Raw genomic sequence first — 17,014 nt, 5'->3', positions numbered from 1 at the left:
GGATGTGATAACGCCTTCGTGACCCAATGTGCTCGCTCTAGGTTCTCATCTGTGACGCTGATCCCCAAGGAGTCGACCAGTCGAAACGTAGATCAACTTGTGCCAAAAGTTTTTTCTTTTACTACCCAATTAAAGGAGCTGAAATTATGTGGCATTTAACATTGCAAGAGAAAAAAGCATATGAAAATGCGATGAAACTATTTATATACGAATCTGATGAAGAGTGGACACAGAGCCTTGCCTATGCAAAGGAAAATGATATTGATCTATATAAGGAAAAGAAGCAAGAGTTAGATGAAGTACGCGATAGTTTAATGAACGATTTACCACTGCGATTTCATACATATGTTTTAGATGGTACGTTGAATACACCAGATGTTCCTAAGCATGTACGAGAAGATTTTTTAGGATGGAGAAATGAACAGGAACAGCTATTTGAAAATATTCTCGATGCGGCATATGAGGAAAAGCAGAGAACATTAGCTTATATGAAACCGAAGGAGAGAGAGGTCTTTGAGCAAAGTCTTCATGATGCAACAATAGTTAGTATTCGCCGTAATGCTACTCAAGTGGAATTAACATTTGATATGGCAGGAGGCTTTACTGCAAAATCAATTATTTCTCTTACGTTTAACAATATTATAAGTGAGGTAGGTCAAGTAGAACCAGAGCAGTTTTATATTTACGATGAGCTCAGAAAAACAGCGAATGGAATGGCACTACGCGTTGTTTTTGATTGCCCAGAAGTAGAATGGACGATTGAAGCAGAGGATTTAGACGCTGAATTTTATTATCGTCCAAAAACATATAGTGATTTTGCTGAAAACGGTAATTTTTCTATGTACGTTCAAACATTGCAGCTAGAGCATGGTTTAACCTTTATTACACCTCAATTAAAAAAACGAGTAGTCGGTATTCAGCAACACGCACCGTTTTTAATTTTAGAAAATAGCTATCTATATGAAAATGATCAAGGCGTTTTTGTGGATACAATACGTGTGGCAGACAAATTAGATGATTGTATTCATTTTTTACATACAGATACATATGAAGACCCGTATGCACATTTTAGTGAGCCAGTATCAATACAGGACTTGGAGGAGGCGGCCCTCGGTACAGATTTAGAGTTAAAGGTTCGCGCATGGAATACGATGTATGCCAATCCAGTACAGCTCGCGGAGAAGATTAATCATATATTAATGCTGATGAATCCAGCTCAGGAGGATGATGTGATGCAAAATGTGTTTATTCGCCATTTTAACAATGAGGGAATCTTATCGACTGAGCTTCAAGCGAAATTTAAAGATATCTTAGCAGAATAACGCTTGTAGAAAGTAATGTTGAAAAGAGGCTGGGACAAAACTGGTCGAAACCTTAAAAAGTGAGAGAAATCAATTTAGAAACATTGATTTCTCGCGCTTTTTTTGATGTGAAAATTTTTATACGCAAATAATTAGTGCGGTCAGATAGTGTTGCATGAAGGTAGATGTCGATATTTTTCGAAAGTTGGTAGATAAATTAAAAAAGTTGGTAGATAAATTAAAAAAGTTGGTAGATAAATCGATAAAGTTGGTAGATAAATCGATAAAGTTGGTCGATAAACAATCAAAAGTTCTCGATAAATCTCAAAACTGCAGCTCAGGGATGCCTTCGTTTTTGTCTTAATAGATAATTTATCTTTTCAACACATGAATGATATTGTAAGATGAAATAGACTCCATATGATTACCTTTTGCAAAGGAAAGGATGTTATTTGATGATCCAATCTTTTTGGCAAAAGTATAAAAAAAGTATGTTGATCCCCGGCGTACTTGTAATCAGTGGACTTAGTTACTTCTTTTTTTCGAGTTCTGACTCTTCACCTCCCCAAGAAGAGCTCATCGAAACAATCCAACCTATTGAACAACATGAAATGAAAGAATCTGTTGATGAAGCGGTCATACAGCAGGTATTTGTTGATATAAAGGGTGCTGTTATGTATCCGGGTGTCTATGAGCTACAGCCCGACAAGCGCATTATAGATGCCGTACAGCTTGCAGGTGGCTATACGCAGGATGCTGATACGCAACTCATTAATCATGCGCAAAAAGTTGAGGATGAGATGGTTATTTACATTCCTATAAAGGGTGAAAAGCTAGACGAAATTTCCTCTAATCTCTTGACGATGCCTACTAGCGGAACATCACAAAGTAACAGCGGTATGAAAGATCAAAAGGTCAATTTAAATAAAGCAGATGAAGCAATGCTTACGACATTATCAGGTATTGGTCCATCAAAGGCTCAAAGCATTATTTCGTATCGTGAGGAGAATGGCGGCTTTAAAACAATTGAGGATTTGAAAAAAGTGAGTGGTATTGGCGAAAAAACGTTTGAGAAGCTGAAGGATTTCATTACTGTTAAGTAATGGTAGTAAGTTTTGAGATATTGACGACTCTTTTCAAAAAGGGCTACACTATAGTAGAAAAGGACTGTTGCCATAAAGGCACAGCGTAAATAATCATTATAAATATTAGTAAATTTTCGGAGGTAGTCATATGGAGCGAATTACTTGGGATCAATTTTTTATGGCGCAAAGCCATTTACTCGCATTACGTAGTACATGTACAAGGCTTGCAGTAGGAGCGACTGTCGTTAGAGATAAGCGAATTATTGCAGGTGGCTATAATGGCTCAATTACGGGTGATGAACATTGTATTGAAAATGGTTGCTATGTTGTTGATAACCATTGTGTGCGCACAGTGCATGCTGAAATGAATGCACTATTACAATGTGCTAAATATGGGACGCCTACAAAAGGTGCAGACTTATATGTTACACATTTCCCATGTCTACCATGTACGAAATCTATTATTCAAGCAGGTATTGAACGTGTGTATTACGCTACGGATTATAAAAATAACCCTTATGCACAAGAATTATTTGAAAAAGCAGGTGTAGAGGTCGTACACGTTCCGTTTGATGAACGTAAAATTGACTTTTTAAGCGACGAAAAATTAGCCTTGTACATAGACATGCTAAATGAACTTCGTGAAAGTGGTATGCCTGCAGAAAAATTGCTCCCATATGAACAGAAGGTGAGTGCATTATTTGGCAAAAAGCTTTAAAGCATAAATGGATTTACGTAGCACTAGCTGTACTTGTTGCCTCAATAGCGGCACACAAGTCAGCTTGGCTACTCGCTATTCTTTGGCTTTTCGCGTTATGGCTTAAATTGAAAGGTGAAACATGTTTAATTTCAGCGCTTGTTATCATCTTTGGATTTCTTTCCTATTTCTTCATCGTTACATTTCAATTGACGGAATCTCCCCCTCTACCGTCAACATTCCAAATAACTTGGTCGAGTGAATATAAAATAAATGGTCAAAAGCTTAGAGGCTTTGTCAAACCTGAAACAGGTGAGAAGTTGTATGTCGTCTATACATTTTCATCAGAAGAAGAGAAAAGCTTTTATGAAACTACTTCATTGACAGGTAGAACCTATCAAGTTCAAGGAGAACTTATAGCACCTCTTCCACCTGCACATGCGTATGCGTTTTCTATGGAAAAATATTTGATCAGTAAAGGTGCTAGAGGAATATTTGAAGTTTCAAGCTGGACCTTTATAGAAGAGAAAAAATCCATTCGTTCGTTTCTTGCTAAACAGAGACATTCTATGAAAAAACATATTGAAACAACATTCCCTGAGTCACTAGTTGCAGAGGCACAAGCACTTCTAATAGGATCGCAGGATCAAGTCGATCATGAGCTTCAAAGAGCCTATCAAAAGCTTGGCATCACTCATATATTTGCTATCTCTGGTTTGCATGTGGCACTTGTCTCATGGTTATTTTTTGAAGGTCTCCTACGTATAGGCGTACGGAAGGAAATGGCGACCTTAATTTTACTCATCATCTTACCTATCTATGGGGTGCTAGCTGGTGGTGCTCCGTCCGTATGGCGCGCAGTATCTGTTGTAGAATTAATCATGCTGATGCGTTACGCTAGGTGGCAAATATCGATTGATGATGCTCTAGCAATTAGCTTTATTTGCTTTGTCCTACTTGAACCAGGTGTCATTTATCAGATTGGCTTTCAATTGTCATATTTAGCAACGGTTAGTCTTGTCTATTCTGGCGTCATTTTAAGACTATCCACGAACTGGTTAATCCGTTCATTTTTCATTACATTTGTGTGCCAGCTTCTTGTTTATCCATTATTACTCCATCATTTTTATGAAATTTCTATTTCATCATTTTTGGCAAATATTATTTTCGTACCACTGTTTTCCCTTGTTATATTGCCTGTTAATATTGTTTTGTTTGTCATAACGATTATATCGATGCCAGTAGCGAAAGCTTTGTTTGTTGGATACGAGCCGCTCCGTGTTTGGCTTACAAAGTTTATTTTATACCTTCAGGAATTGCCGTTTCAGCTGTGGTCGCCAGGGCAGCCTGCTATATGGCTTATTTGCGTAGCATTGATCAGTGTATTAGCGGGTTTCTATTTTATCGAAATAAAACAATATGGTAAATTTGCGGTTGTTATGTTCATTCCTGCATTGTGTATTCATTTATCGCCGATGTTGTTTAACGAAACTAAGCTTACATTTTTAAATGTTGGTCAGGGTGATTGTACAGTTATTGAATTACCGTTTAGAAGGGCTGTGTATGTTATTGATTCAGGCGGCTTACTACGCTTTGAGCAGGACATATGGAAGACGTCAGACAGCCCATATGAGGTCGGGAGACAAGTTGTTGTACCGTTTTTGAAAGGAAAAGGGATACGAGACATTGATATTTTTATCGCCACTCATGCGGATGCCGATCACGTAGAGGGCGCTGAAGAGATTTTGCAAGAGATTAACATGCATGAAATACACCTCACTCCTGGTTCAATGGACAAGCCTGTAATGCGGGATTTACTGATGGAAGCCAAAAAGAAAAAAGTTCCTGTGAAAGAAAAAATGCAGGGAACAGCGTGGCGTATAGGAAAAACTAGTTTTCATTATTTATGGCCCCGTGACACTCTTTATGAGGGGAATGATGATTCAATCGTTTTATATATGCAACAGGGGTCATTTCGAGCATTGTTAACTGGTGACTTAGAGGAGCATGGTGAACAGGAGCTTATTCATCTTTACAACAAGCAATTAGCGGACATGACATTGTTGAAGGCTGGACACCATGGCAGTAAAACATCAAGTATTGAGCCGTTTGTAGAGCTGTTACGGCCCGAACTAACCATTTTCAGTGCTGGGCTCAATAATCGCTACCGTCATCCACATGAAGAGATTGTGGAGCGTTTTACAAGTCGATATTTATCTACGTTAACAACTGGGATAGATGGGACGATTGAAGTAAGAATTCTGGAGAATAGTTGGTTTGTACAAAAGGAAAAAGACCTTGTCCAATGAGCAAGGTCTTTTTCCTGACATAAAATTAATTATCTAGATGCTACTTCCACTACTATTGCGATGATAAACATAAGTGAAAACATTCCAAATGATACACCGAAGCCAACTCCTGAATCAGTTGCATCGTTACGGCGACATTGTATGTTTTTTCCTTCAAATGGATTCATTGTTATCCCTCCAATTCTGTTATTTATTATAAGACATCAATTTCATAAAAGCTATATCGAAAAGGAGAATTTGCCATATGGCAAAGAATCGACACAATTCGGTCAAAGTCACAAAGGAATATAAATCATGTATACTAGTAGTATTGCTACATGGAGGGGAAATTATGATTTCAACGGTTTGGAATAATATCAAAAAAGGAGAGCTCTCGCCAGTTTATTTACTCGTTGGTGAAGAAGGCTATTTTATAGATGAAACAGTTAAACGATTAAAAGAAGCGATAGGACCCGAAGAAGAGATAGAAATGTCAACATTTGATTTGGAAGAAATGCCAGTGGATGCCGTTATAGATGAAGCAGATACAATTCCATTTTTCTCTGAGCGAAAGCTTATTATTGCCAAAAATGCATCCTTTTTAAAGGCAACCGAAAAAGGAAAAGAAAAAATTGACCATGATATAAAACGCTTAGAAGCATGGCTTGCTAACCCTTCTGATTTTTCAATAACAGTTTTTATCGCTCCTTATGAGAAATTGGATGAACGTAAAAAAGTGACAAAGATGATGAAGGAGCATGCGTTATTAGTCCAAGCTGAAACACCAAAGGAGCAGGACTTAGCTGTGTGGATACAAAGTATTGTGAAAGCAGAGGGCAACAGCATAAAACAAAATGCGATTGAGCAGCTTGTCGCAATGGTTGGACCAAATATGCTACAGTTGCAAATGGAAATTGAAAAGCTAACTCTTTATGTAGGAGATGGTGGTGAAATAACTGCCACGCTAGTCGAGGATTTAGTAGCAAAAACGTTAGAGCAGGATGCCTTTAAAATGCTAAATGCTTACTTTGCAAACGATTCTGTTGGTGCATTATCTATTTATCACGATTTACTACGTCAAAAGCAAGAGCCTATCATGCTTGTTGGATTACTTGCATCAAATGTACGTACGATGTCCAATGTCTTTTATTTATTAAAAAAGGGTTATCATCCACAGCAAATCTCAAAAAATTTAAAAATCCATCCTTATCGCGTCAAGTTGATGGTTGAGCAGCGTATTCGTCCATCAGAGGAAAGCTTATTGAAGGCTTTATATCAGTTAGCAGAGGTCGATTTACAACTGAAATCAACAGGAGGCAATCGTGAGCGTTATTTAGAACTCTTCTTACTGCGTCAACTCTAAGGAGATAACGCTTGTATAGAATGAAAACAACTATTGATGAGCTGTCCGAAGCAATAGGGGCAGCTCTTTATGGTCGTTTAGTAAGTATTATAGTGGGAAAATAAAGTGACAGTGGCAAAATTATCTTCGCGAAAGTAAAGCTACAGTTGGACAACTATTTCAATTAGGCGTAGTTTATTTTTTCATAAATAAAAAGATCAGCAACTCTTAATAGAGTATACTGATCCTTTACAACAATTACGCTTTTTTAGCAAGGCGAGACTTTTTACGAGCCGCCGCGTTTTTGTGGATAAGTCCTTTTGAAGCTGCTTTATCTAAAGATTTGTAAGCTGCTTGTAAAAGTTCTTGCGTGTTTTCAGCTTTAGCAACAACAGCGTTTTCAGCTTTTTTCACTGTAGTACGCATTGCAGATTTAGCTTGAGTGTTAGCAGCGTTAGCTTTTTCGTTAACTTTTACGCGTTTAATCGCAGATTTAATGTTTGGCATATGTTTCACCTCCTAAAATAGGTACGAGATGATATCTTCTCATTGATTTCTTGTGTCAATACAACAAAAATCATTTTAACAAACGCTAGGACAAATTGCAATAGATAAATGCAAAGAATATTTACTTGACAGTTTGAACAAACTACAGTTGAGGTGAACTGTATGCAAAATTTTAATTGGCAACGTACGGATTTGATTGATGAGTCTGAAGAGGTTGTTTTACATCAAACGAAAGAGCAAAAAGATACACTTAAAGAGTCGAGTGGTATTCAAATTGAAGATCTCAATGCTGGTCGGGTAAAAATCACTGATGTGCTCGTTGATGCAGAAGGTGAAAAGCAAATCGGAAAGAAGAAAGGGAAGTACATTACTCTTTCTGTGCCTACTTTGACGTTAGAAGATCGAGATGGATTTGAGCAGCTTGAGAAAGAATTGCTTGTGAATTTTAAAAAAATGCATGAATCCATGTCATGGAATGAAGATGACAAAATTTTAATTATTGGTCTAGGTAATCGTACAATTACACCAGATGCTATAGGACCATATCTTATTGATCATTTGCATAGTTTAGATGTAATTGATGAAAAATTTGTCATGTATGCGCCTGGTGTAACCGGCCAAACAGGATATGAAACGGGTGAATTTGTAGCGGCGTTGGCAGAACGTCTAAAGCCCAAATTAATTATTGTAGTAGACGCACTTGCAACAAGAGCTAGTAATCGCTTATGTAAAACAATTCAATTAACGGATACAGGGATACACCCTGGTTCAGGTGTAGGAAATAAGCGTAAGGAAATTTCATATGAGATGCTTGGCATTCCTGTTACCGCAATTGGTATCCCAACAGTAGTTGATGCACCTGTATTAATTGCAGATGCTGTAGAGGTAATGCTACGTTCTATAGCTGCACGGGTGTCAGAACGGAGTAAACCTTCATCAAAATTGTCATTGTCGTCTTGGCAACCAGATATAAATAAAGAACTAGATATGTCTTTAGTACAGCCGATTTTTGGTGAATGGGCTACATGGTCTAAAGAAGAGCGTCAGCAATTGTTTGCAGAGACTTTCGCAGGCTCGCATACACAGCTGATGGTCACACCAAAGGAAGCCGATTATTGGATAGATAATTATGCAAAACTTGTATCATCTATGCTTATGAAATGGGCAAATAATCTATAATTTTTTCCGTTCTAAAAGGCACATCCTCTCCATACGATAAGGGGAGGAGGGTGTGACTTTGCTAAAAAAACTACAGTGGTCATTTGGTTTATTATTGTTCTTCTTCGTATTACCTGTCATTGCAGGGCAACTTCCGTTCAATAAGCAAGCATCGACTCCGATTAAAGAGCCAGAGGATAAACCAGTCGTGTTTGCCGCTACTAATTTACCTGAACAAAGTGTCCTTGAGCAGACAAAAGAGGAAACAAAAGAGGAAATAAAAGATCCATTTAAAGTATTGTTAGTATTTACTCATTCACAGGAATCATATCAACCAATAGTGAAAGCTGTTAGCGGGAAAGCGGCCGTTTATGATGAAAAAACAAATATTTTTAGTTTAAAAGATACTATCTCTAAGCATTTTAGTATGAACGGTATACAAACGGACGTTTTAGATGTTGATGTGATGAAGGAATTAAAACTTCAGAAAAAACTTTTTCCGGATGCTTACAACGTCGTCCGTCCTTATTTAGCAAAACGTTTACAAGAGCAATCCTACGATTTAGTGATTGATTTGCATCGAGATTCTGCCAAGAAAAATGCGACAACGATAACCCATAATAACGAATCGTATGCACGGATTGCCATTGTCATTGGTGCAGAGCATAAGAATTATAGATGGAATACTGCTTATGCAGAAAGTCTATCAGCTACTATGAATGAAATTGTGCCGAAAATTTCCAGAGGTGTTATATCAAAAAGTGGTGACAATGTGGATGGACGTTATAATCAAGATTTAACAAAAGAAATGATCTTAATCGAAATAGGTGGAATTGACAATACAGAAGAAGAATTGAATCGTACAATTGCTGTAATAGGAAAAGCTATAGCAAAATCCTTCGTTACAGAAAAACAAGAATAAAAAACAATAGAGATTAGCGAATTTATAGTCTCTCTTTTTGCCAAATTTAATTTAGCAAAAATGTCAGGAATTTTTTTAGGGAAACTAGAAGTTAAGCCTTTTAATTATTCGTTTCTTGTCTTATAATTTTCGAGTCAGCACATAAAGATTTGACTATGAATTGTAAAAGTTTTGCGGCATATGCAATAGGCGGAAAACGCTTTTGAAGCATCTACCATTTTTGGAGATGCTTTTTTAATGGAAAAATATTCCTTTATCCCAAAAGAATAAAGGGCACTTTACATATGAGAAGAAGAATTTAGTGTTGTTTATGTGATAAAATTTAAACTTTTATAAATACTCATCCGTCATTTATATAAGTGAATGCACTGATTCATTATTTAAAAGGGGACGATTAACTTAAAACTAACGTTTATATTATAAAAAATGTCGCAAAAGTTTATGGATTATCGGAAGAAGAGGAAGGAATATTATGTCAGGCAAGGTAGTCAATCATCGTTATATCCCGGGATTAGACGGGATTCGAGCTTTAGCAGTACTAGCTGTGATAGCTTATCATTTTAACTTCAGATGGGCCAGTGGTGGATTCCTAGGAGTTGATATCTTTTTTGTTTTATCGGGTTACTTAATTACTTCTACTGTTTTACCCTTAAAAGGAAATCAGTTAACGGTAGGTTTAGGTGAATTTTGGATTGGGCGATTTCGACGCCTACTACCTGCTGCATACGTAATGAATATTACTTCATTCGCTTGGGCTACCTTATTTCATAAGGAACTTCTTAATACATTGCGTGGAGATGCAATATCCTCTATTTTTTATTCAAGTAACTGGTGGTTCATTTTTCATAAACTCTCTTATTTTGATAGTTTTGGATCTCCTTCACCTATAAAAAATTTATGGTCTTTAGCCATTGAGGAACAATTTTATCTTATTTGGCCAATCCTGTTAATGCTAGGGCTTTATCTTGTTAAAAAGCCGGCTAAATTAGCCATTTACATCATTATCGGTGCATTATGCTCAGCTGTGTTAATGGGCATGCTGTATGAGCCAGGAGCGGATCCAAGCAGAGTATATTACGGGACAGATACGCGTTCTTTTGAATTACTTATAGGTTGCTGGCTAGCGCTCGTTTGGCCGATGAAAAGACTATCTTCTCAAAAACTATCTACTGACCATGTCAATAAACTAAATGCAATAAGCTTGGTTGCTTTTAGTATTTTCATTTTAAGTATTGTTTTTGTAGATGAATATCAAACTTTCTTATATAGAGGAGGCATGTTCCTATTCTGTTTGAATGCAGCTATATTAATAGCTTGTGTTTGTCATCCAATTAGCATTTTAGGAAAAATACTTTCTTTGAAGCCTCTACGTTGGATAGGTTCAAGATCGTATGGAATTTATCTATGGCATTATCCGATTATGGTATTGGGTACGCCAGTCCATGAAATAGGTAATCCTGCGTACTGGCGCGTTGCATTACAATTAGTTCTTATTTTGGTGATTGCTGAACTATCGTATCGTTTTATCGAAATGCCAATACGGAAGGAAGGATTCCGCTCCTATTATCGACAGCATCTTGTTATTAATAAAAATAAATGGAGCAGCCTTACGTTTGCTAGAAAAATTTCAACGTTGCTCGTTCCACTATTCCTTTTAGTATTTTTTACTGGGATGACAGGTGTTGTAGGTGAAGGAAAAACGGAGTCAAAAGAGTCTCAACCAACAGAAATTAAAATAAGCGGTGGAGAACAACCTTCGAAGCAACAGGATGCCGTAGCGGAAAAAGAAACATCAGAAAGTGATTCATCGAATGGTGAGAATGAAAAAGCAGAAACTAGCGCTCAATCGGATAATGAAGAACCTAAGCAAGGAGAAAATGATACAACTGCTACCCCTGAAAGTGAATCCTATAATGGAATATTAGCTATTGGAGATTCTTTAATGATAGATATCGCTTCAAGCTTACATAACATCTATCCAAACATTACGATTGATGCAAAAATTGGCCGCCAAGTTTCACAAGCAATCCAATTGGCACCTAATTATGCTAGTTTTAATCAGCCAAATAAAGCCGTTATTATTCAACTTGGCACAAATGGTTTCTTTACGAATGATCAGATTGATACACTACTTGAAGCTTTCTCCAATGCCGATATTTATTTAGTGAATACTCGAGTACCTCGCTCATGGGAAAGTAATGTAAACTCTTCATTACAACAAAAAGCTCAAGAGCATGATAATATTACATTGATTGATTGGCATTCGGTTGCTATCAACCACCCAGAATTTTTTGCTTCAGACGGCGTACATTTAGAACAAAAAGGTGTTAATACGTTAACAAGCCTTATTCAACAATCAATAAATATATAATTTAGTCATAAAATATCCAGAGTGCGCGTAAGTGTAGCTGGATATTTTTTGTAGGAAAATCTTAAGCACTCTTTATCATTTTTTATTGATTGCAGAGGAAATGGCACGCTATTTATGCCTTTTAGTTTGAAGTTTCAAGTATCCTCTTTAAGGGGTCAGAGCGTGTGGGACTAGTTGTTTAAAAGCATTAGGAAAAATAAATAAACGTGGTATTCCAATGAATGCGGTAATCTTAACTTTGTTTCTTGGACAAGTTTCTCTTATTACGAACTTTATTTCACCAGATAAAGTATTCATTTGGTTAACTTCTATTGCAGGTTTTAATACGTTGCTTGGATGGTTTGGAAGCTATCTTTCCCATTATAAATTTAGAAAATGGTTGGTGAAAAAATGGCGGATCAGTCGATAAGCTAAAATTTAAAATGCGTACTTATCCAATCCCAACCATTCTTTGTTTATTCGCATTAATTGCTATTGCGATTTACACAGCCTACAGTCCAGATACGAGATTTTCATTCTACATTGGCGTTCCAATGTTAATACTGTACTTTATTTTTGGTACATATTTGCATAAAAAAGGAAAAATTAATGATCCTAGTTACAAACCATTTTTAGATGCACAATAAATGACAAAGAAATTAAATAATCAACTATATATAAATAGTTGTTTGCATCCATTTTTTTAATAAATAATCATAACATTTGGAGAATTACGATGAGTTAAAGGGGATACTGAATGTGTGAGGTTTTTAAATAAGAAATAATACATTTGACTGCCCTCAATTCATTCTAGATTTTAGTTGCTTAACCTAAAGATAGAATGTTCGTAATAGTTTGACATTTCTATTTATCCTTGATAATATGAAATCGCATACATCACTTACATAGAAACTGGGGGTAGTAAATCAAATGGTGAAAACTCTGTACAAACTAGATTTAAGCAAATCAATGGAAGAACAGGCACATCCCGGTCACAATCGATGGCACCCAGACATACCAGCAGCATTTTCAGTAGATCCAGGTACTTCTTTTAGAATGGAATGTAAAGACTGGACAGATGGACAAATTAAAAATGATGATAGTCCAAATGATATTCGAGATGTGAATCTTGCACGTGTTCATGTGTTGAGTGGACCGGTCTATGTGAACGGCGTTGAACCTGGAGATTTACTTGTCGTAGATATTTTAGATATTGGTACTTTTCAAGATTCGGCGTGGGGGTTTAACGGCATTTTCGCAAGAGAGAATGGGGGAAGTTTCTTAGTTGACGAATTTCCAGAAGCAGCTAAATCAATCTGGGATTTTGAAGGCATTTATACGACTTCGAGACATATACCTGGTGTGAAGTTTGCTGGGATTATCCATCCTGGCTTAATAGGCGTTGCTCCCTCTATGGAACTTTTGCAAAAATGGAATGAACGAGAAAAAGAACTCATCATGACCAATCCGAACCGGGTTCCAACGTTGGCCAATGCACCGACTCCGGAGAGGGCAGTGCTCGGCACATTAAAAGGAGCTGAGTTTGATCGAGTAGCTAAGGAAGGAGCTCGAACAGTACCACCAAGGGAAAATGGCGGGAACTGTGATATTAAAAATCTATCTAAAGGGTCGAAAATCTTCTTCCCAGTATTTGTGGAGGGAGCGAAGTTATCGGTAGGAGATCTTCATTTTTCACAAGGGGATGGAGAAATCACATTTTGTGGTGGTATCGAGATGGCAGGATGGATTGATCTAAAGGTGGATGTCATTAAAGGTGGCATGGAAACCTATAAAATTTACGAAAATCCTGTATTCCAACCGGGCCCAGTAGATCCAAACTATAATGATTTCCTCGTTTTCCAAGGGATTTCAGTAGATAATAAGGATGGGAAACAACATTATTTAGATGCTAATCTTGCGTTTCGTCGGGCATGCTTGAATGCCATTGAGTATTTAAAAACGCTAGGTTATACAGGTGAACAAGCCTATATGCTGCTGAGTACAGCACCAGTTGAAAGTCGAATCAATGGCATAGTCGATGTTCCGAATGCTTGTTGTACCATTGCAATCCCTACAAAAATATTCGATAAAAATATTATGCCAAAATGATAGGATAAGGAGGTTTATTCTTGCCTAGTTACACATTTCGTTGCAATGATTGTGGAGAGTTTACGTTATTTTTTAAATCAATGGCAGGGAATAAAGACAAATCAACTTGTCCTATTTGCCAATTAGAGTCAAATCGGGTCTATTTTGCACCGAATGTGTATTCACTTTCGAGAGCACTTAGTTCGCAAATCGAAAAGGGAATGGAACCGCAAATTATGAGTCGAGAAGAATTAGGGGCCAATAAGCCAAGGAAAAAGGCGGGCGCAAATCGTCCGTGGCAATTCGGGTAAGCACCTGTTGCTTTACTGAATATATTGGATAAAGATGCTATTCTATCTTTCAGTGAAGGCGCCTACTGTGATAGGCGAAAATAATAAGACTGACAGTAGTTTTCTGTCTAGTTTATTGCGGGTGGTATCCCCAAACGCCGAGCGTTGTCGGTAGGATTTTTTATCAGATCCCGACAGAAGACTTCCACTTCCAAGCGTTAGCTAAGTGGCGAGTAGTTCAATTCAACGTATATTAATCATCTCTAAACGACAAAAAAGCTGATTGCCCGTTGTAAAATGGCCAATCAGCTTTCTGTGTAGTCTTGAAGTGCATTATCAAAGCGCCAAGCGGTTTAACAGCTGGCCTGGACATAAAAACGACACTTTAAGTATAATCCTGCATTATTTATTGTCTAATTCAGAAGGAAATCATTCCCTTTTGTCGAATTGAAGTAGATGGAAAAAGGAGAGGTTTTATGCAAGGAGAACAGCTTAAACAAAGAATATTAAGAGAACTATCTAAATTTATTTCATATTTGAAAGAACTAATAAGCGAGAATAGATTTGATGATGGTGAAGCGTTAGAAATATCATTGCTCCTCATAAAAAATGGATCTGAAAGTTTATCGGATAAACAATGGCATGTCTTTTTAGAGAATGGTATTTTACTTGATAAATATGTAGATAAATGCGAAAGATGTTCTGAACATATTCCTTGGACAAATATGTACAGTGCTATATTTATAAATAAAGATTACCTTTGTTCTAACTGTAGTTATTTAGAAAATAAAATTACCTTCCACAATTATCTGTGAAGGGTTATCGAATGTACCTAGAAATGCACTGTACCAAGCAGTGCTATTTTTTATGTAAGTGAGCTATTCTTATAATTTACCAACAAAAAAAGACCGAAGCAATTAGCCTCAATCTTTCTTACTCACGCATTCCTGTACACACGCTCGCCATATTTTTATTAGCTCCATTTAGCCCCAAATCCATGCATTTATACGCCTTATCTTGCAAAATCTAAAAACCGTAAAAACACTTATAAGTATTGATGTAATAGGCTTTCGAGTCTAGTTGTTGTTGTACTTTGCATATCTTTCATAGTATAATTCATTATAGTTTAATTAGGAGTGGAAGAGATGAACCGAGAAGCACGTTTAAAAAGACAAGAGAATATACGAAATTTCTCTATTATCGCACATATTGACCACGGGAAATCAACGCTTGCTGACCGTATTTTAGAGCAAACGAAATCACTAACATCTCGTGAAATGAAAGCACAGCTACTCGACTCAATGGATTTAGAGCGTGAGCGAGGCATTACGATTAAATTAAATGCAGTCCAATTAAAGTATGAAGCTAAAGATGGTGAAGTGTATATCTTCCATTTAATCGACACACCAGGACACGTCGATTTCACATATGAAGTATCACGTAGTTTAGCTGCTTGTGAGGGTGCAATTTTAGTTGTCGATGCAGCACAAGGTATTGAGGCACAAACACTAGCAAATGTATACTTAGCGCTTGATAACGACCTAGAAATTTTACCAGTTATCAATAAAATCGATCTACCAGCTGCAGACCCAGAACGCGTTCGTCAAGAAGTTGAAGACGTAATCGGGTTAGATGCTTCAGAAGCGGTTTTAGCTTCTGCTAAAGCCGGTATCGGGATTGAAGATATTTTAGAACAAATTGTAGAGAAAGTGCCTGCACCAACTGGTGATCCAGAAGCACCGTTACAAGCCCTTATTTTTGACTCTGTTTATGATGCTTATAAAGGTGTTATTATTTCCATTCGAATCATGAATGGTACAGTAAAACCTGGCGATAAAATTCGTATGATGGCTACTGGAGCAGAATTTGAAGTTATTGAAGTTGGTGTACACACACCGAAAGCTGTACCACAGTCTGAATTAACAGTTGGTGACGTAGGTTATTTAACAGCATCCATTAAAAATGTAGGTGATACTCGTGTGGGGGATACAGTTACATTTGCTAATCGCCCAGCAACTGAGCCATTAGCAGGTTATCGTCGTTTAAATCCAATGGTATACTGCGGATTATATCCAATCGATACAGCGAAATATAATGACTTACGTGAAGCGTTAGAAAAGTTGGAACTTAATGACTCTGCCCTTCAATATGAGCCAGAGACATCACAAGCACTAGGATTTGGTTTCCGCTGTGGCTTCTTAGGGCTTTTACACATGGAAATCATTCAAGAGCGTATTGAGCGTGAGTTTAACATTGATCTAATCACAACAGCGCCTTCTGTAATTTACAATGTTCAAATGACAGATGGATCTACAATTAACGTTGACAACCCATCATTTATGCCGGATCCTCAAAAAATTGATCAAGTGGAAGAACCTTATGTAAAAGCTACAATTATGGTGCCAAATGATTATGTAGGAGCTGTCATGGAGCTTTGTCAATTGAAGCGTGGTAATTTTATGACAATGGATTATATTGATACAACACGTGTCAGCATTATTTATGAAATGCCGTTATCAGAAATCGTTTATGATTTCTTTGATTATTTAAAGTCAAATACGAAGGGCTATGCTTCATTTGACTACGAACTCATTGGTTATCAGCCTTCAAAACTAGTGAAGATGGATATCTTATTAAATGGTGAGCAAGTCGATGCACTAAGCTTTATCGTACACCGTGACTTTGCGTACGAGCGCGGTAAAGTCATCGTTGAAAAATTAAAAGAATTAATTCCACGTCAACAATTTGAAGTGCCAATTCAAGCAGCAGTTGGACAAAAAATTGTCGCTCGTTCAACAATTAAAGCTATGCGTAAAAACGTTTTAGCAAAATGTTACGGTGGGGATATTTCCCGTAAACGAAAACTTCTTGATAAACAAAAAGAAGGTAAAAAGCGTATGAAACAAGTAGGATCAGTCGAAGTACCACAAGAAGCATTCATGGCTGTTCTGAAGATGGATGATTCGAAGTAATTCGGTAATGATAG

At 37.1% G+C, this 17,014-nt stretch carries 15 protein-coding genes and 1 pseudogene; 14 read left to right on the top strand and 2 right to left on the bottom strand.

Annotation, left to right across the window (positions count from 1 at the left end):
* The first annotated feature begins 146 nt into the window (after window positions 1–146).
* From ACFXN8_RS06160 to ACFXN8_RS06145, 4 genes are all read left to right on the top strand, one after another.
* Window positions 147–1,322, top strand: coding sequence for a DUF4085 family protein (locus ACFXN8_RS06160; protein WP_376073739.1), 1,176 nt, complete (start codon window positions 147–149; stop codon window positions 1,320–1,322).
* 434 nt (window positions 1,323–1,756) lie between these two features.
* On the top strand, window positions 1,757–2,404 hold the full coding sequence (locus tag ACFXN8_RS06155; RefSeq protein ID WP_386843630.1) for a helix-hairpin-helix domain-containing protein: 648 nt from the start codon (window positions 1,757–1,759) through the stop codon (window positions 2,402–2,404).
* 130 nt (window positions 2,405–2,534) lie between these two features.
* Window positions 2,535–3,104 (top strand): ComE operon protein 2, encoded by a 570-nt coding sequence (locus ACFXN8_RS06150; protein WP_249072644.1) that lies wholly within the window; start codon window positions 2,535–2,537, stop codon window positions 3,102–3,104.
* A gap of 107 nt (window positions 3,105–3,211) precedes the next feature.
* Complete coding sequence (locus tag ACFXN8_RS06145; protein ID WP_386843628.1) at window positions 3,212–5,392, top strand: DNA internalization-related competence protein ComEC/Rec2; 2,181 nt, start codon at window positions 3,212–3,214, stop codon at window positions 5,390–5,392.
* Between the two features lie 29 nt (window positions 5,393–5,421).
* Here the strand turns inward: ACFXN8_RS06145 and ACFXN8_RS06140 are convergent, their stop codons facing one another.
* A complete protein-coding gene (locus tag ACFXN8_RS06140) occupies window positions 5,422–5,559 on the bottom strand; it encodes a YqzM family protein (protein ID WP_376073734.1) in 138 nt (45 codons plus the stop codon).
* Window positions 5,560–5,723: 164 nt separating this feature from the next.
* On the opposite strand from ACFXN8_RS06140, the gene holA reads away from it, so the two are divergent.
* Window positions 5,724–6,734, top strand: coding sequence for a DNA polymerase III subunit delta (gene holA, locus ACFXN8_RS06135; RefSeq protein WP_386843636.1), 1,011 nt, complete (start codon window positions 5,724–5,726; stop codon window positions 6,732–6,734).
* Between the two features lie 237 nt (window positions 6,735–6,971).
* Here holA and rpsT read toward each other — a convergent pair whose 3' ends face one another.
* Complete coding sequence (rpsT, locus tag ACFXN8_RS06130; protein ID WP_376073733.1) at window positions 6,972–7,220, bottom strand: 30S ribosomal protein S20; 249 nt, start codon at window positions 7,218–7,220, stop codon at window positions 6,972–6,974.
* Between the two features lie 162 nt (window positions 7,221–7,382).
* Between rpsT and gpr the strand changes: the two genes are divergently transcribed.
* The 9 genes and pseudogenes from gpr (at window position 7,383) to lepA (ending at window position 17,000) form a co-directional block, all read left to right on the top strand.
* Window positions 7,383–8,399: a GPR endopeptidase gene (gpr, locus tag ACFXN8_RS06125; protein WP_376073731.1), complete on the top strand. Its 1,017-nt coding sequence runs from the start codon at window positions 7,383–7,385 to the stop codon at window positions 8,397–8,399.
* A 52-nt stretch (window positions 8,400–8,451) separates the two neighbouring features.
* Window positions 8,452–9,300 carry a stage II sporulation protein P gene (gene spoIIP, locus ACFXN8_RS06120; RefSeq protein WP_376073730.1) on the top strand — a complete coding sequence of 283 codons (849 nt, stop codon included), beginning with the start codon at window positions 8,452–8,454 and terminating at the stop codon, window positions 9,298–9,300.
* Window positions 9,301–9,772: 472 nt separating this feature from the next.
* The gene (locus ACFXN8_RS06115) at window positions 9,773–11,671 is read left to right on the top strand and encodes an acyltransferase family protein (RefSeq protein ID WP_386843625.1); all 1,899 of its coding nucleotides are present in this window, start codon (window positions 9,773–9,775) and stop codon (window positions 11,669–11,671) included.
* 193 nt (window positions 11,672–11,864) lie between these two features.
* A pseudogene (locus ACFXN8_RS06110) lies at window positions 11,865–12,080 on the top strand (amino acid permease); the annotation flags it as partial.
* A 13-nt stretch (window positions 12,081–12,093) separates the two neighbouring features.
* A complete protein-coding gene (locus ACFXN8_RS06105; protein ID WP_386843623.1) occupies window positions 12,094–12,297 on the top strand; it encodes a hypothetical protein in 204 nt (67 codons plus the stop codon).
* 283 nt (window positions 12,298–12,580) lie between these two features.
* Window positions 12,581–13,759 carry a formamidase gene (fmdA, locus tag ACFXN8_RS06100; protein WP_386843621.1) on the top strand — a complete coding sequence of 393 codons (1,179 nt, stop codon included), beginning with the start codon at window positions 12,581–12,583 and terminating at the stop codon, window positions 13,757–13,759.
* A gap of 20 nt (window positions 13,760–13,779) precedes the next feature.
* A complete protein-coding gene (locus tag ACFXN8_RS06095) occupies window positions 13,780–14,049 on the top strand; it encodes an FmdB family zinc ribbon protein (RefSeq protein WP_376073725.1) in 270 nt (89 codons plus the stop codon).
* Between the two features lie 455 nt (window positions 14,050–14,504).
* Entirely contained in the window at window positions 14,505–14,843 is a 339-nt protein-coding gene (locus ACFXN8_RS06090; protein WP_386843618.1) for a hypothetical protein, read from the top strand.
* Window positions 14,844–15,173: 330 nt separating this feature from the next.
* A complete protein-coding gene (gene lepA / locus ACFXN8_RS06085; RefSeq protein ID WP_376073722.1) occupies window positions 15,174–17,000 on the top strand; it encodes a translation elongation factor 4 in 1,827 nt (608 codons plus the stop codon).
* Window positions 17,001–17,014 lie beyond the last annotated feature (14 nt).

The sequence above is a fragment of the Lysinibacillus sp. NPDC059133 genome (assembly GCF_042755925.1).
Classification (GTDB): Bacteria; Bacillota; Bacilli; order Bacillales_A; family Planococcaceae; genus Lysinibacillus.
The sequence above is the reverse complement of the archived record's forward strand: the minus strand, read 5'-3'. Positions and strand labels throughout refer to the sequence as shown.

What these genes read in the sequence shown, in the direction of transcription:
- ACFXN8_RS06160 (WP_376073739.1), top strand. Translation starts at nt 147, where the DNA reads ATGTGGCATTTAACATTGCAAGAGAAAAAAGCATATGAAAATGCGATG.
- ACFXN8_RS06155 (WP_386843630.1), top strand. Translation starts at nt 1,757, where the DNA reads ATGATCCAATCTTTTTGGCAAAAGTATAAAAAAAGTATGTTGATCCCC.
- ACFXN8_RS06150 (WP_249072644.1), top strand. Translation starts at nt 2,535, where the DNA reads ATGGAGCGAATTACTTGGGATCAATTTTTTATGGCGCAAAGCCATTTA.
- ACFXN8_RS06140 (WP_376073734.1), bottom strand. Translation starts at nt 5,559, where the DNA reads ATGAATCCATTTGAAGGAAAAAACATACAATGTCGCCGTAACGATGCA.
- holA (WP_386843636.1), top strand. Translation starts at nt 5,724, where the DNA reads ATGATTTCAACGGTTTGGAATAATATCAAAAAAGGAGAGCTCTCGCCA.
- rpsT (WP_376073733.1), bottom strand. Translation starts at nt 7,220, where the DNA reads ATGCCAAACATTAAATCTGCGATTAAACGCGTAAAAGTTAACGAAAAA.
- gpr (WP_376073731.1), top strand. Translation starts at nt 7,383, where the DNA reads ATGCAAAATTTTAATTGGCAACGTACGGATTTGATTGATGAGTCTGAA.
- ACFXN8_RS06115 (WP_386843625.1), top strand. Translation starts at nt 9,773, where the DNA reads ATGTCAGGCAAGGTAGTCAATCATCGTTATATCCCGGGATTAGACGGG.
- ACFXN8_RS06105 (WP_386843623.1), top strand. Translation starts at nt 12,094, where the DNA reads ATGCGTACTTATCCAATCCCAACCATTCTTTGTTTATTCGCATTAATT.
- fmdA (WP_386843621.1), top strand. Translation starts at nt 12,581, where the DNA reads ATGGTGAAAACTCTGTACAAACTAGATTTAAGCAAATCAATGGAAGAA.
- ACFXN8_RS06090 (WP_386843618.1), top strand. Translation starts at nt 14,505, where the DNA reads ATGCAAGGAGAACAGCTTAAACAAAGAATATTAAGAGAACTATCTAAA.
- lepA (WP_376073722.1), top strand. Translation starts at nt 15,174, where the DNA reads ATGAACCGAGAAGCACGTTTAAAAAGACAAGAGAATATACGAAATTTC.